The sequence below is a fragment of the Verticiella sediminum genome (assembly GCF_007558815.1).
GTDB classification, from domain to species: Bacteria; Pseudomonadota; Gammaproteobacteria; order Burkholderiales; family Burkholderiaceae_B; genus Verticiella; species Verticiella sediminum.
On sequence record NZ_VLTJ01000024.1, the window covers coordinates 19,835 to 33,953 of the forward strand.

A 14,119-nucleotide genomic window follows, 5' to 3' on the forward strand; every position below is an offset into this window, starting at 1 on the left:
ACGGCCACGAGCCGCCATCCCCTGCATCGTCACAAGCACAATAGGAGACCAACCATGTCCGCCCTCGCTTTCTCGCGCCGACTGGGCGCCTGCGCCGTCCTGGCCCTGGGCATCGCCGCCGGCCCGGCCGCGGCCGCCGAGTACCCGAACCGGCCCGTCACCCTGATCGTCTCGGCCGCGCCCGGCGGCACCACCGACATCGCCGCGCGCATGATCGCCGACCCGCTCGGCCGCGCGCTCGGCCAGTCGGTGGTGGTCGAGAACCGCCCCGGCGGCGCCGGCAGCATCGCCGCGCAGGCCGTCGCGCGCGCCAAGCCGGACGGCTATACGCTGTTGCTGCAGTACTCGGGCTTTCACGTCATCACGCCGCACATCACACCCAACCTGCCGTGGGACCCGGTGCAGAGCTTCGCGCCGGTGGCCAACGTGCTCTCGGCGCCGCAGGTGCTGGTGGTGCGCGAAGGCCTGGGCTATGCGCGGCTGGACGAACTGGTCGCCGCCGACCAGGCCAACCCCGGCAAGCTCAACTACGCTTCCTCGGGCGTGGGGTCGCTGCAGCAGGTGTCGACCGAGCTGCTGAACCAGATGGCCGGCACCAGGCTCGTCCACATCCCTTACAACGGCACCGGCCCCGCGATGAACGACCTCATCGGCGGCTCGGTGGACCTGACCATCACCACGCCGCCGCCGCTGTTGCCGCACATCGCCGCCGGCAAGCTGCGCCCGCTGGTCGTGACGGGCACCGAGCGCCTGGCTTCGCTGCCCGACGTGCCGACGGCCGCGGAGGCCGGCTATCCCGACCTGCTGGTGTCGTCCTGGTTCGCCATGTATGCGCCGCAGGGCACACCGGGCGCGGTGGTCGAACGGCTGGCCGGCGAGATCGAGCGCATCATGGCCACCGCCGAGTTCCGGGAGAAGGCCGAGAACCTGGGTGCCAAGGCCGAGTTCATGGGGCCGTCGGCGCTGGCCCAGTACACGCAGCAGGAACTCGATCGCTGGGGCGCGGTGATCCGCAAGGCCGGCATCAGCGCGCCCTGAGCCATCGCGCTGCGCACGGGCTGCGCCCGGTCCGCACAGACAGAACGGCAGGAGCGTCCCGGCGTAACATCGGGACGTTGCCATGCTGGAGTCGGAACATGAAGATCGCCGTGATGGGCGCGGGCGCCGTCGGCTGCTACTACGGCGCGATGCTCGCGCGTGCCGGACATGAGGTGGCCCTCGTCGGCCGGCCGATGCACGTCGAGGCGATGCGCCGCGACGGCCTGCGGCTGGAGTCGGCCGCCTGGACCGGCGCGGTGCCGGTGAGCGCCACCACCTCGGCGGCCGGTGTGGCCGGCGCCGAGGTGGTGCTCTTCTGCGTCAAGGCGACGGACACCGAGCGGACGGCGGCCCAGATGGCGCCCCACCTCGCCGCGGACGCCACCGTTATCAGCCTGCAGAACGGCGTGGACAACGTCGAGCGCCTGGCCGCGCGGCTCGGCCAGGTGGTCGTGCCGGGCGTGGTGTATGCCGCCGTGGCCATGGCCGGGCCCGGCATCGTGCGTCACCGCGGCGGCGGCGAGCTCGTGCTCGGCGCGGCGCCCGGCATCGAGTGCGTGGCGCAGGCGCTGCGCGCAGCGGGCGTCGATGCGGCCGTATCGTCCCGGGTGGCCGGCGCGCTGTGGGCCAAGCTCATCACCAATTGCGCCTACAACGCGCTGTCGGCCATCGTGCAGCGGCCGTATGGCGAGCTGGTGCAGGGCGAGAACGTCTGGGCTGTGATGCGCGATGCCGTCGACGAGTGCATCGCCGTGGCCGGCGCGGCCGGCATCGAACTGCCGGACGGCATCTGGGCGGGCGTGGAGAAGATCGCCGTCACCATGCCGGCGCAGGTCTCGTCCACGGCGCAGGATCTCGCGCGCGGCAAGCCCAGCGAGATCGACCACCTGAACGGCTACGTGCTGCGCAAGGGCGCGCAGCTCGGCGTGGCCACGCCGGTGAATCGGGCGCTGCACGCGCTGGTGCGCCTGCTCGAGCAGCGCCGGCACGGCCACGCTGCGCCGGGCTGACGCCGGAGAGCCTCACGCGCGGCCGGATGCTCAGTATTTCTCCGGCACGTAAAGCTCGCGCGGCAGTGTCGCCCGCTCATACTCCGGATTGAAGACTCGGTCCGGCAGCGTGATTTCCTCATGCGGCACGGGTTCGTACGGAACCTGCTGCAGCAGATGGTCGATGCAGTTCAAGCGGGCCCGCTTCTTGTCGTTGCCTTCGACGATGTACCAGGGCGCTTCCGGAATGCTGGTCCGGGCGAACATCTCTTCCTTCGCCTTGGTGTATTGCTCCCAGCGTACGCGCGACTGCAGGTCCATCGGGGAGAGCTTCCACTGTTTCATCGGGTCGTGGATGCGCATGAGAAAGCGCAGTTGCTGCTCCTCGTCGGTGATGGAGAACCAGTATTTGATGAGCCGGATGCCGGAACGCAACAGCATGCGTTCGAATTCGGGTACGTCGTGAAAGAAGTCCTCGACCTGCTCCGGCGTCGCAAAGCCCATGACCCGCTCGACACCCGCCCGGTTGTACCAGGAGCGGTCGAACAGGACGATCTCGCCGCCTGCCGGCAGATGCGGCACGTAGCGCTGGAAATACCACTGCGTCTTCTCGCGATCGCTCGGTGCGGGCAACGCGGCCACGCGCACGTTGCGCGGATTGAGCCTCTGTGTGATGCGCTTAATCACGCCGCCCTTGCCCGCCGAGTCCCGTCCCTCGAAGAGCACGACGACCTTTTCCTTGGTGTGCGCCACCCAGTCCTGGAGCTTGATCAGTTCCGATTGGAGCCGAATCAGCTCCTGGAAATAGATGTGGCGCTCGAGAATGTCCGGATGCGCCTTCTTGTAGATCTTGGCGAGTTCCAGCGACAGGGCGGGTTCGGACAGCTCGAGTTCGTAGTCCTCGTCCAGCGTGTCCTGGAGTTCGGCCTTGAGCCATTCGGCGGCGCCGTTGCCTTTGCTGTCATATGACATCATTGCGCTTCGTTTTCCAGGGTTGGGCCGGTTGCGCCGGTTGCGGAATGCGCAAAGCGCGACCGGATGATCGGCATGCGGCATCCAGCCTCTGCCGACGTGCCTTCTTCGGCAGAGGCTAGCAATCGCAGGTGACGCTTGCGTGACAGCATGGGGCGTCGCGCTTACGGGCATCCCGTGCGGATATGCCGGTCCCATACGCAAGGTTTAGCAGAATAGGCGGCCGCGCAATGCGGCCTGAGCCGGTCCGCACGCCGGAGGGGCCGCTTGCTCACCCGAAGAACCAATAGCACACCGTAATCGCCGCGAGCACGCCCACGAGATCGGCCAGAAGGGCGCAGCCCACCGCATGCCGGCTGCGCTGGATGCCGACCGCGCCGAAGTACACCGCGAGCACGTAGAAGGTGGTTTCGGTGCTGCCCTGGACGGTGGCGGCGAGCAGGGCGGGGAAGCTGTCCACGCCGAAGTTCTGCATGGTCTCGATCATCAGCGCCCGGGCCGCGCTGCCCGAGAAGGGCTTGGCGAGCGCGGTGGGCAGGGCGTCGACGAAGCGGGTGTCCCAGCCGATCCACGACACCGTGTAGCGGATGCCTTCGAGCAGGAAGTCCAGGGCGCCCGAAGCGCGCAGCACGCCGATCGCGCACAGCATGGCGACCAGGTAGGGCAGCAGGTTCTTGGCAACGTCGAAGCCCTCGCGCGCGCCGTCGACGAAGGCTTCGTAGACCGGTACCTTGCGCAGCACCCCGACGACCAGAAAGACCAGGATCACGGCAAAGACCACGAGGTTGCCGAGCAGCGAGGAGAACGCCGCCATGGCCGCCGAGGACAGCCCGGCGAGCAGTGCCATGAACGTGCCGATCACCACGGCCGTGCCGCCCAGCCAGGCGAGCACGACCGGGTCCCACAGGCGCAGCCGCTGCACGAAGGCCACGGCGAACAGGGCGGCCAGGGTCGAGGCCGAGGTGGCGAGCAGGATCGGCAGGAACACCATGGCCGGGTCGGGCGCGCCCTGTTGCAGCCGGTACATGAAGATGGTGACCGGGAGCAGGGTCAGCGAGGATGCGTTCAGCGCCAGGAACAGGATCTGCGCGTTGGTGGCGGTGTCGGGCCTGGGGTTGAGCTCCTGCAGGGCGGCCATGGCGCGCAGGCCGATCGGCGTGGCGGCATTGTCCAGGCCGATGCCGTTGGCCGCGAAGTTCATCGTGATCAAGCCGATCGAGTGGTGGCCGCGCGGCACCTCGGGCATCAAACGGGCGAAGAGGGGGGTGAGCAGCCGGGCGAGGCCGTCGATCAGGCCGGCCTTCTCGGCGATCTTGAGAAAACCCATCCAGAGGGCGAGCGTGCCGAACAGCACGATCATGATGTCCACGGAAACCTTGGCCATGCCGAACAGCGCATCGACCAGTGCCGGGAAGACGGCGGCATCGCCGCCCACCAGCCAGCGGGCCATGGCCGCGAGCGCGGCGACGACGAAGAATCCGAACCACAGGTAGTTGAGCATGGGCCCTCAGGCGAAGCGAGGCACGGGCCCGGGCGGCGTGGCGTTGCCGGCAGGCGCGGCCCCCCGCCGCGCGCCCCGGCAGACCCCGGATTCTACCAACGCAAATCAGCTAACATCGGCGGGTATCCACCCCGGAGCAATGCGCCGCCGATGCAAAGTCTCAGCGAGTTCGTGGCCGAGTACTGGCCGCATGTGGTCCTGGTCATCACGACCCTGGGCAGCATAGGCGCAGCCATCCATGCGGCCATGACCAAGCAGGATGTGCGCGCGGCCATCGGCTGGGTCGCCCTGGTGCTCTTCTCGCCCGTGGCCGGCGTTGTGTTCTACCTGGTGGCCGGGGTCAATCGCGTGCGCTACAGCAAGGTGGGCCAGTTGCGCGCGCTGTCCGACCCGCTGATGCATCATCGTCCGGTGGTCTCGGACGTGGACGTCGCGGTGACGAGTTCGCCCCGCCTGCTCCCCATGAAGGTGCTCGGCGACCGGGTGAGCCAGTTCGCGCTGACCGCCGGCAACGTCGTGCAACCGCTCGACGGGGGCGACGAGGCCTATCCGGCCATGCTCGAAGCCCTGCGCTCGGCCACCCGCTGCATCGCGCTGGGCAGCTACATCTTCGACAACGACAGGGTCGGGCGCGAGTTCGCCGACGCCCTGATCGAGGCGCGCTCCCGCGGCGTGGAGGTGCGCGTGCTGATCGATTCGATCGGCGCCAAGTACTCGCGTCCGTCGATCACGTGGCGGCTCAATCGCGGGCGCATACGCACCGCCCTTTTCATGAGCAACAAGCTGGGGCTGCGCCTTCCCTATGCCAACCTGCGCAGCCACCGCAAGATCTGCATCGTCGACGGGCACATCGCCTTCACCGGCGGCATGAACATCCGCGCGGGTTTCGCGTCGGCGCCGGACGGGCCCAAGCCCGCGCGCGACGTGCACTTTCGCCTCGAAGGGCCGGTGGTGGCGCAGCTCATGACGGTCTTCGCGCACGACTGGGAATTCACCACGCACGAATCGCTGCGCAACGAAACCTGGTTCCCGCCCGGCGCGGCGGCCTTCGTCGCCGACGGGCTGCCGGTGCGCGCGGTGGCTTCCGGCCCCGACCGCAACCTGGGCATCTCGCACGACATGATCGTCGGGGCACTGTCCATGGCGCAGGAGCGGGTCTGCATCCAGTCGCCGTATTTCCTGCCCGACCAGGCGCAGATCTCGGCGCTCACCATCGCCGCCCAGCGCGGCGTGCGCGTGGACGTGGTGATCCCCGGCACCAACAACCTGCGGCTGGTCGACTATGCCATGACCGCCCAGCTCGACCAGCTCGTGGCCAAGGGCGTGCGGGTGTGGCGGGCAACCGGGCCGTTCGACCACTCCAAGCTCATGGCGGTGGACGGCATGTGGAGCTACGTCGGCTCGTCCAACCTCGATCCGCGCAGCATGCGCCTGAACTTCGAACTGGACATCGAGGTGTTCGGGCGCAGGCTCGCTCAATGGATCGTCGAGCACATCGAGGTGAAGATCGCCGGCGCCCGCCCCGAGACCTTGCAGACCCTGGCCGCGCGGCCGTTCCTGGTACGCTTGCGCAACCGCCTGATCTGGCTGGTGTCGCCCTATCTATAGCGCCCCCTGCGGCGCGGGGCCGGCGCCCTGTGGTCTGCGGCCTGGGCGGCTGCGTTCGGCAGGCCTTTGCGTGCGGGAAAAGTGCCCGGGTGCCGGGGTTGCCGAAATTGTCCAGGCGAAACCAGCCGTATCGATGGTTAACGTAACTAGCCGATACGAGTTATCCTGTACGGTTGCATGAGGCGCCACGCGCGGGCGCCCGGCGTCGCGGCGGCCATGCCTGCTGCGACGTCGTGTTTCATAGCAATATCTGTCGTAGCAAACGCCGCTCCAAGGAATTCCCCGCACGATGTTCGGAAGAAAACCCGCCCCCTTCAAACCCTATGCGTTTGGCGCCAAACCCAAGCGCAAGTTTCCGCGCTGGCCGATCCTGCTCGTGATCGGCATCGTCCTGGGGGGCGCGGCCGTGCTGCTGGTGCAGGAGGAATACCTGCCGCCGCGCCTTTCGCCCCAGGAATCGGCCAGGCTGACCGAGACCAACTCCCAATTGAACCTGGCGTTGCAGCAGACGCGCAACGAGCTGGAGCAGGCGCGCGAAGCGCTCGCCCGGCAGCAGGCCGAGAGCGTGGCGCTGGCCGAGGAACTGGAGACCGCGCGCGCCGAACTGCAGCCGCTGCAGGACGACCTCGCCCTGCTCAAGGACGTGCTGCCGCCCGACCCGCGCGGCGGCGCCCTGCAGATCCGCGCCGGCCGCTTCCTGAACGAGGGCTCGGGCCTGGACTACCACATCGTGTTGACCCGGCAGCAGGTCGGCAAGCCCTTCAAGGGCGCGGTGCAGTTCGTCGTCGAGGGCCGCTACCCCAGCGGAAGGCCGGGCAACGTCACGCTCGGCCCCATCCCGCTGGAGATGGGCGACTATCGGAACGTGCACGGCAGCGCCCCCTTGCCCGACGGCATGCAGGCGCGCCAGATCACCGTGCGCGTGCTGGACGGCGGCGAGCGCATGCAGGCCATGCGGGTGATCAACTCGCGGAATTGAACGGCCTCAGGGGGCGTTCATCGATGATGCCCGGCATGTAGCTCCGGATTGCGTCGATCAGGGCGGCAGCCGGATCAGCGCACCCAGCTATGCCTCGATCGGGCCGGGCAACCTGACGCCATTGGCCAATCCCGGGCTGCGTGCGGTCCAGCAGAGCGCGACGTAGCCGCCTCAGGCGTTCTGCTCGGCGCCCACCCCCGCCCCAAGCCGGCCAGCCTGCGCCACCGCCGCAACCGCGCACCTCCACGGCCTCAACCATTCTTTGAGGCAGGCACAGGCCGCCACGCGCGGCCTCTGCCGGATTAAACGCACAGGAAAACCTCGGCAAGCGAACGTCAAGCCGCGGCTTGCGTTCGTCACTTAAATTGGTCTCTGCGCCCTTTGCCTGCAATGTACCCACCGCAGGCCATGTGACAACCACATACCGCGAGCCCATGCCAGAGACCTCCTCTTCAGACCACAGCATCGATCCCGTCACGCTCGAGATCTGGTGGAGCCGCCTCGTCGCCATCGCCGACGAGGCGGCCACCACGCTGCTGCGTACCGCCTTCTCCACCATCGTGCGCGAATCGAAGGATTTCGCGACCGTGCTGATGAATCGCGAAGGCCAGTCCATCGCCGAATCCACCGGGGGCATTCCCGCCTTCGCGGGCATCATCCCGCGCACGGCCAAGGCCATGCTCAGGGAATACGCCCCCGAGAGCTGGCGCGAGGGCGACGTGATGATCACGAACAACCCGTGGCTGGCCACCGGCCACCTGCCCGACATGGCGATCATCACGCCGATCTTCCATCAGGGCCGGCTGGTCGGCTTTGCGGGGTCGGCGGCCCACTCGCCCGACGTCGGCGGCAACGGGACCGCCGCCAGCCGCGATCTGTACGAGGAAGGCGTGTGCATTCCGCCGATGCACTTGTACCGCGCCGGCCGGCGCAACGAGGACATGCTCAAGCTGTTCCTCAACAACGTGCGGGTGCCCGGGCAGGTGCTCGGCGACCTCGAAGCGCAGGTCACCGCCAACGAGGTCTGCCGCCGTCGCACCCTGGAGTTCCTCGCCGACACCGGCCTGGACGATCTCCAGGCGCTGGGGCACGCAGTGCATGTCCATTCGGAGCGGGCGATGCGCAAGGCGATCGCCGCGATACCCGACGGCCGCTACGAGTCCGAGATCCACGCCGACGGCATTCCCGGCCAGCCCACGCGCATCTGCTGCGTCATCGAGATCGAAGGCGACAATCTGACGGTGGACTACACCGGCAGTTCGCCGCAGGTCGCCGCGGGCATCAACTGCACGATGAACTACACCCAGGCGTACTCGGTGTATCCGCTCAAGTGCGCGCTGGACCCGCGCACGCGCCGCAACGAGGGTTCGTACCGGCCCATCCGCATCGTCGCGCCCGAAGGCAGCATCCTGAACGCCCGCTATCCGGCCGCCGTCAGCGCGCGCCATCTGTCGGGCCACCTGCTGTGCTGCGCCATCTACCAGGCCCTGGCCCCGGCCATGCCGGGCAACGTGCTGGCCGACAGCGGCAGCGCTCCGGCCATGCGCATTCGCTTCAGCGGCAGCACGCAGACGCATGCGCGCTTTGCGCAACTGTTGTTCTCCAGCGGCGGGATGGGCGCTTCGCTGCATGGCGACGGCCTGTCGACCACCATGTTCCCCACCAACTCGGGCGCCGGCAGCGTCGAGGCCCTGGAGGCCGTGTCTCCGCTGCTCGTGCGCTGCAAGGAGTATCGCGAGGACTCCGGCGGCGCCGGGCGGCATCGCGGCGGCCTCGGCCAACGCTGCGAAGTGCAGAACCTGAACCGCTCGCCGGTCCAGGTCGTCCTGCTGGGCGATCGCGAGCATCACCGCGCGCTCGGCCTGGCGGGCGGCCTGGCGGGCGCGTCCGGCGCCGCCATGCTGGGCCGCGAGGGCGAGCCGCTCAGCTTGAAGAGCCGCGTCAGCCTGCCGGCCGACGAGACGCTCACGCTCTTGTTCGCCGGCGGCGGCGGCTACGGCGACCCGACCGAGCGCAGCCGCGACGATATCCGGCGCGACATCGCCCTTGGCTTCGTCTCGCGCGCGGCGGCGCAGCGGGACTACGGTTTCGATGAGGCCGCGGACACGGCGCAGCCTTCCACCCCGCACGAGATCCTCATATGAACATGCGTACCACCCGAATCGGCGTCGACATCGGCGGCACCTTTACCGACTTCGTCCTGCACGACGAGGCGCGAGGCATCACGCGCACCGGCAAACGCCCGACCACGCCCGAGCAGCCCAGCCGGGCCATCGTCGAGGGCATCGAGCGCCTGCTCGCGGAGACCGGCACGAGCGCGGGCCAGATCGCCGACATCGTGCACGGCACCACGCTCATCACCAACACCGTGCTCGAACGCACGGGCGCCAAGGTGGGCCTGCTGGCCACGGCGGGCCTGCGCGACGTGCTGGAAATGGGCAGGGAAAGCCGCTACGACGTGGACGACCTCTTCATGCAGCCCGTGCCGGTGCTGGTTGCGCGCCAGTTGCGGCGCGGCATCGGCGGGCGCCTGCGGGCCGACGGCGGCGAGCAAGAGCCGCTGGACGAGCAGGCCGTGGCGCGCGAAGTGCGCGCGCTGGTGGAAGACCACGGCATCGAGGCCCTGGCCATCGCCTTCATGCATGCCTACCGCAACCCGGCGCACGAGCGCCGGGCGCGGGAGATCGTGCACGCGCTGTACCCGGACCTGCTGGTGAGCCTGTCCTGCGAGGTCGCGCCGGAGATCCGCGAGTACGAGCGCACGACGACGGCCTGCGTCAATGCCTACGTGCAGCCCAGGGTGCACGGCTATCTCGAGCGGCTCGGCGGCGATCTCGCCGCCCTGGGCTTCGAGGGCAATCTGTACATCATGCTGTCGGGCGGCGGCATCACCACGGTCGAAGACGCCAAGCGCTATCCCGTGCGCCTGATCGAATCCGGGCCGGCGGCCGGCGCCATGGCCGCGGCCTTCATGGCGCGCCTGACGGACGAGGAGCGCGTGATCTCCTTCGACGTCGGCGGCACCACGGCCAAGATGTGCCTGATCGAGCAGGGGCGCCCGCACATCAAGCACGATTTCGAGGCGGGGCGGCTGCGCAAGTTCATGCAGGGTTCGGGCCTGCCGCTGAAGGTCACGGTCATCGACATGATCGAGATCGGCTCCGGTGGAGGCTCGATCGCGATGGCCGACCCCACGGGGCTCATGAAGGTCGGCCCGCGCAGCGCAAGCTCGGTACCGGGGCCGGTGTGCTACGACCGCGGCGGCACCGAGCCCACGGTCACCGACGCCGACCTGCTGCTCGGCTACCTGAACCCCGAGTATTTCCTCGGCGGCGAGATGGCGCTTTCGCTGGACAAGGTGCGGCGCGCCATCCACGAGCGCCTGGCGCTGCCCCTGGGCCTGGACAACGAAAGCGCGGCCCGCGGCATCCAGGAGATCGTCAACGAGAACATGGCGGCGGCCACCCGCATGCACCTGGCCGAGAAGGGCAAGGACCCGCGCGCCTACACGCTGTTCGCCTTCGGCGGCGCCGGCCCGGTCCACGCCTACGCGCTGGCCAGGAGGCTCAAGCTGAGCCGCATCATCGTGCCGATGGGCGCGGGGGTGGTGTCCGCTCTGGGCTTTCTGGTGGCGGCTCCCGCGGTGGACGAGGTGCGCGGCTACGTCACCGGGCTCGACAGCGCCGACTGGACGCACGTCAACGCGATCTTTGCCGAGATGGAGCATGCCGCCACCGCGATCCTCCAGGGTGCCGCCGGGCGGGACGCCCGGATTTGCCTGCAACTGTCGGCCGACATGCGCTACCTGGGCCAGGGCTTCGAGATCACCGTGCCGATTCCGGCCGCGCCGCTCGGGCCGCAGCATGTCGCGGCGATTCGCCAGTCCTTCCTGGATACCTATGCGGAACGGTTCGACCGCGTCGTGCAGGACGTCGACGTCGAGGTGATCAACTGGCGGCTGTCGGCCTCGCTGCCGGCCCAGCACATCAGCCTGGCGCACCAGCCGGTGGACACGCCGGCCCGGCGCGGTGAACGGGAGGTGTTCTTCCACGGCTTCGGCAACATCGCGACCCCCGTCTACGACCGCTATGCCCTGAAGCCCGGCATGCATCTGCAGGGCCCGGCCGTGGTGGAGGAGCGCGAATCGAGCTGCAGCTTCGGGCCGGACTGCAGTTTCCGGATCGACGCCCACTTCAATCTGGTCATTGACATCGATCCGGACTTCGCCCTTGCGGGGAGCGCCGAAGCGCGGCAAGCCGAAGGAGTGCTCCAATGACCGCCGCATCGAGCGCCGTACGGCATCGCGTGGTCGTGACCCAGCGCTTTTTCGACGCGGCCACGCGCGACCATCTCCAGGCCCACGGCTGCGAGGTCGTGGAGGCCGAACTGCCGCCCGGCCAGGCCGATGCCGATCTGGACGAGCCGCGCCTGCGCGAACTGCTGGACGGCGCGGCCGGCTGGATCGTGGGCCATGCCCGTGTGACGGACACGCTGCTGGCCGGCCTGCCGCATCTTCGGGTGATCGCGCGGCGCGGCGTGGGCTACGAACGCGTGGACCTGGCCGCGGTGCGCCGCCACGGCATGGTCGCCACCATCGCCGCCGGCGGCAACGACGCCTGCGTCGCGGACCACGCACTGGCGCTGATGCTGGCCGTGTCCCGCCGGCTGCGCGAAGGCCAGCGCCGGCTCGAAGCAGATTCCTGGGCCATCCCGCTGGGCAACGACCTGTACCGCAAGACCGTGGGCGTGGTGGGCCTGGGCCGCATCGGGCGCGGTGTGGTGCAGCGGCTGCGCGGGTTCGAGTGCCGCATCCTGGTCCACAGCCCGCACGTCGATGCCGGCTGGGCCGAGGCGCAGGGCGTCGAAGCCGTGCCGATGGACGCGCTGCTGGCGCAGTCCGACGTGGTGACGCTGCATGCCCCGCTCACGACCGAGACGCGCTTTCTGATCGATGCGCCGGCCATCGCGCGCATGCAGCCGAGCGCGATCCTCGTCAACACCGCGCGCGGCGGCCTGGTCGAAGACCGGCACCTGCTGCAGGCGCTGGAAGCCGGCCGGCTGCAGGGCGCCGGGCTGGACGTCTTCGTGAGCGAGGCGGACGCCGGCTACGCGGACGTGACGCGGGCCCTGGTGGCGCGCGCCGACGTGGTGGCCTCGCCGCATGCGGGCGCCTCGACGCACGAAGGCCTGAACAGGACGAACCGCATCGCGGCCGAATGCGTGCTCGCCGTGCTCCAAGACCGGTCCCCGCCGGCAGCGTGCCTGATCGCCGATGGCCGCGCCGCGGCAGGCACCCCCCTTACTACCAGGAGGCAAGCGTGAAAACCGCAGTGAAGATTCTGGTCCCCTCCGGCGCCATCGGCGCGGGCGCAACCCGGTCCCCCGAGCCCTTCGAACGCGGTGTGCGCGAGCGCCCCGACGTGATCGCGGTCGACGGCGGCTCCACGGATTCCGGCCCGTACTACCTGGGCTCGGGCGAACCCAAGCCTCCGCGCGGCGCCTTGCGCGCCGAACTGCGCCAGGTCATGGTCGCGCGCGCTGAGCTCGGCGTGCCGCTGATCGTGGGCAGTTGCGGGACCTCCGGTTCCGACAATGGCGTGGACGTCATGCGCGCGCTGTGCGAAGACATCGCCAAGGAACTCGGGCAGACCGTGCGCGTCGCATGCATCTACAGCGAGCAGTCGGGCGAGACCCTGAAGGCCGCGCTGCGCGAAGGCCGCATCAGCGCCCTGAAGCCGGAGCGCGCGCTCGACGATGCGCTGATCGATCGCTGCTCGCGCATCGTGGCGGCCATGGGCGTGGAGCCCATCATCCATGCCCTGCAACAGGGGGTGGACATCGTGCTGGCCGGCCGCGCGACCGACACCGCCCTCATGGCCGCGGTCCCGATCATGCAGGGCATGGCCCCCGGCGCCTCGTGGCACGCGGGCAAGATCCTCGAATGCGGCGCCATGTGCACCACCAAGCCGGCTTCCGGCGCCGTGCTGGCCACGGTGGACGGCACGGGCTTCACGATCCATGCGTTGGCCGAAGGCGGGCGCGCCACGCCGCGCACGGTGCTGGCGCACATGCTGTACGAGAACTCCAACCCGTACGTGCTGGTCGAGCCCGGTGGCGTGCTCGACGTGACCGAGGCCACCTATACCTCGGTGGACGAGCGCAGCGTGCGGGTGGAGGGCTCGACCTGGACGCCGAGCGAACGCTATACCGTCAAGCTCGAAGGCGCGGCTCCCGTCGGCTATCAGGGCGTGATCCTGAACACATTGCGCTCGCCGCGCTACAAGGGGCGGTTCGACGAATGGCTCAGCAGCCTCGAAACCCGGGTCCGCGCGGGCATCGCGTCCCAGCTCGGGCTGGCGCCGACGGACTACCACCTGCAGTTTCGCGCCATCGGACGCAATGCCACGCTGGGGGAACTGGAAACGGCGAGCGCCGACCCGGTGGAGATCGGCGTCATGGGCATCGTGACCTCGCCGAGCCAGGCCCGCACGAAGGAACTGCTGTCCATGCTGAACTCGCCGATGCTGCACTTTCCGCTGCCGGACGACGAGGAACTGCCCACGCATGCATTCCCGTTCTCGCCGGCCACCATGGACAGGGGCGTGGTCTACGAGTTCGTGCTCAACCATGTGATGACCGTGGACGACCCTCTGTCGCCTTTCCGTTTCAGCTACGCCACTTTCGGAGTCGCGCCATGAAGCCCACCGACACCGGCTACCACATCCGTTCCAAGAACGCGGGGCCGTTCTGGCTCACCATCGACATCTTCTGCGACGATGCCGGCGTCTACCGGCGCATGTGCGACGAGCCGCTGCTGGGCCCCGAGGCCATCGGCCGGCTGCTGCGCACCTCGCCCGAAGGCATCAAGACCTTCCACGTCGACGCCTTGAACGTCATCAAGATCAGCCTGCCCAGGCCGGTCGTGCAGGGCGCGCTCGAGGACAGGGACATGCACGGCGCGCAGTGGGCCAACCTGGTACGCGAATCCCTGGCGTCCGCGCACGCATCCTGAGCCGGTCCGCATTCCCGGGC

At 69.1% G+C, this 14,119-nt stretch carries 11 protein-coding genes; 9 read left to right on the forward strand and 2 right to left on the reverse strand.

The window, feature by feature from the left end:
* The first annotated feature begins 54 nt into the window (after nt 1–54).
* Nucleotides 55–1,038, forward strand: a complete 984-nt coding sequence (locus FOZ76_RS12080; RefSeq protein WP_143948520.1) for a Bug family tripartite tricarboxylate transporter substrate binding protein — start codon at nt 55–57, stop codon at nt 1,036–1,038.
* A gap of 98 nt (nt 1,039–1,136) precedes the next feature.
* Nucleotides 1,137–2,048, forward strand: a complete 912-nt coding sequence (locus FOZ76_RS12085; protein WP_143948521.1) for a ketopantoate reductase family protein — start codon at nt 1,137–1,139, stop codon at nt 2,046–2,048.
* Nucleotides 2,049–2,078: 30 nt separating this feature from the next.
* Here the strand turns inward: FOZ76_RS12085 and ppk2 are convergent, their stop codons facing one another.
* Nucleotides 2,079–3,002 carry a polyphosphate kinase 2 gene (gene ppk2, locus FOZ76_RS12090; protein ID WP_246129464.1) on the reverse strand — a complete coding sequence of 308 codons (924 nt, stop codon included), beginning with the start codon at nt 3,000–3,002 and terminating at the stop codon, nt 2,079–2,081.
* 268 nt (nt 3,003–3,270) lie between these two features.
* A complete protein-coding gene (locus tag FOZ76_RS12095; protein WP_143948522.1) occupies nt 3,271–4,500 on the reverse strand; it encodes a nucleoside recognition domain-containing protein in 1,230 nt (409 codons plus the stop codon).
* Nucleotides 4,501–4,650: 150 nt separating this feature from the next.
* On the opposite strand from FOZ76_RS12095, the gene FOZ76_RS12100 reads away from it, so the two are divergent.
* The 7 genes from FOZ76_RS12100 to FOZ76_RS12130 all read left to right on the forward strand — a co-directional run bounded on the left by FOZ76_RS12100 (nt 4,651) and on the right by FOZ76_RS12130 (nt 14,099).
* Nucleotides 4,651–6,108: a phospholipase D-like domain-containing protein gene (locus FOZ76_RS12100; protein ID WP_143948523.1), complete on the forward strand. Its 1,458-nt coding sequence runs from the start codon at nt 4,651–4,653 to the stop codon at nt 6,106–6,108.
* A gap of 289 nt (nt 6,109–6,397) precedes the next feature.
* Nucleotides 6,398–7,087: a coiled-coil domain-containing protein gene (locus tag FOZ76_RS12105; RefSeq protein ID WP_143948524.1), complete on the forward strand. Its 690-nt coding sequence runs from the start codon at nt 6,398–6,400 to the stop codon at nt 7,085–7,087.
* 434 nt (nt 7,088–7,521) lie between these two features.
* Complete coding sequence (locus tag FOZ76_RS12110; protein ID WP_143948525.1) at nt 7,522–9,231, forward strand: hydantoinase B/oxoprolinase family protein; 1,710 nt, start codon at nt 7,522–7,524, stop codon at nt 9,229–9,231.
* Nucleotides 9,228–11,363, forward strand: coding sequence for a hydantoinase/oxoprolinase family protein (locus FOZ76_RS12115; RefSeq protein ID WP_143948526.1), 2,136 nt, complete (start codon nt 9,228–9,230; stop codon nt 11,361–11,363). The genes FOZ76_RS12110 and FOZ76_RS12115 overlap by 4 nt, the downstream gene beginning before the upstream one ends.
* Nucleotides 11,360–12,409, forward strand: coding sequence for a phosphoglycerate dehydrogenase (locus FOZ76_RS12120; RefSeq protein WP_143948527.1), 1,050 nt, complete (start codon nt 11,360–11,362; stop codon nt 12,407–12,409). Before FOZ76_RS12115 ends, FOZ76_RS12120 begins: the two co-directional genes overlap by 4 nt.
* Nucleotides 12,406–13,785 carry an acyclic terpene utilization AtuA family protein gene (locus FOZ76_RS12125; protein ID WP_143948528.1) on the forward strand — a complete coding sequence of 460 codons (1,380 nt, stop codon included), beginning with the start codon at nt 12,406–12,408 and terminating at the stop codon, nt 13,783–13,785. The genes FOZ76_RS12120 and FOZ76_RS12125 overlap by 4 nt, the downstream gene beginning before the upstream one ends.
* Nucleotides 13,782–14,099 carry a DUF4387 domain-containing protein gene (locus FOZ76_RS12130; RefSeq protein WP_143948529.1) on the forward strand — a complete coding sequence of 106 codons (318 nt, stop codon included), beginning with the start codon at nt 13,782–13,784 and terminating at the stop codon, nt 14,097–14,099. Before FOZ76_RS12125 ends, FOZ76_RS12130 begins: the two co-directional genes overlap by 4 nt.
* Nucleotides 14,100–14,119: the final 20 nt, after the last annotated feature.

What these genes read in the sequence shown, in the direction of transcription:
- FOZ76_RS12080 (WP_143948520.1), top strand. Translation starts at nt 55, where the DNA reads ATGTCCGCCCTCGCTTTCTCGCGCCGACTGGGCGCCTGCGCCGTCCTG.
- FOZ76_RS12085 (WP_143948521.1), top strand. Translation starts at nt 1,137, where the DNA reads ATGAAGATCGCCGTGATGGGCGCGGGCGCCGTCGGCTGCTACTACGGC.
- FOZ76_RS12095 (WP_143948522.1), bottom strand. Translation starts at nt 4,500, where the DNA reads ATGCTCAACTACCTGTGGTTCGGATTCTTCGTCGTCGCCGCGCTCGCG.
- FOZ76_RS12130 (WP_143948529.1), top strand. Translation starts at nt 13,782, where the DNA reads ATGAAGCCCACCGACACCGGCTACCACATCCGTTCCAAGAACGCGGGG.
- FOZ76_RS12100 (WP_143948523.1), top strand. Translation starts at nt 4,651, where the DNA reads ATGCAAAGTCTCAGCGAGTTCGTGGCCGAGTACTGGCCGCATGTGGTC.
- ppk2 (WP_246129464.1), bottom strand. Translation starts at nt 3,002, where the DNA reads ATGATGTCATATGACAGCAAAGGCAACGGCGCCGCCGAATGGCTCAAG.
- FOZ76_RS12110 (WP_143948525.1), top strand. Translation starts at nt 7,522, where the DNA reads ATGCCAGAGACCTCCTCTTCAGACCACAGCATCGATCCCGTCACGCTC.
- FOZ76_RS12120 (WP_143948527.1), top strand. Translation starts at nt 11,360, where the DNA reads ATGACCGCCGCATCGAGCGCCGTACGGCATCGCGTGGTCGTGACCCAG.
- FOZ76_RS12115 (WP_143948526.1), top strand. Translation starts at nt 9,228, where the DNA reads ATGAACATGCGTACCACCCGAATCGGCGTCGACATCGGCGGCACCTTT.
- FOZ76_RS12105 (WP_143948524.1), top strand. Translation starts at nt 6,398, where the DNA reads ATGTTCGGAAGAAAACCCGCCCCCTTCAAACCCTATGCGTTTGGCGCC.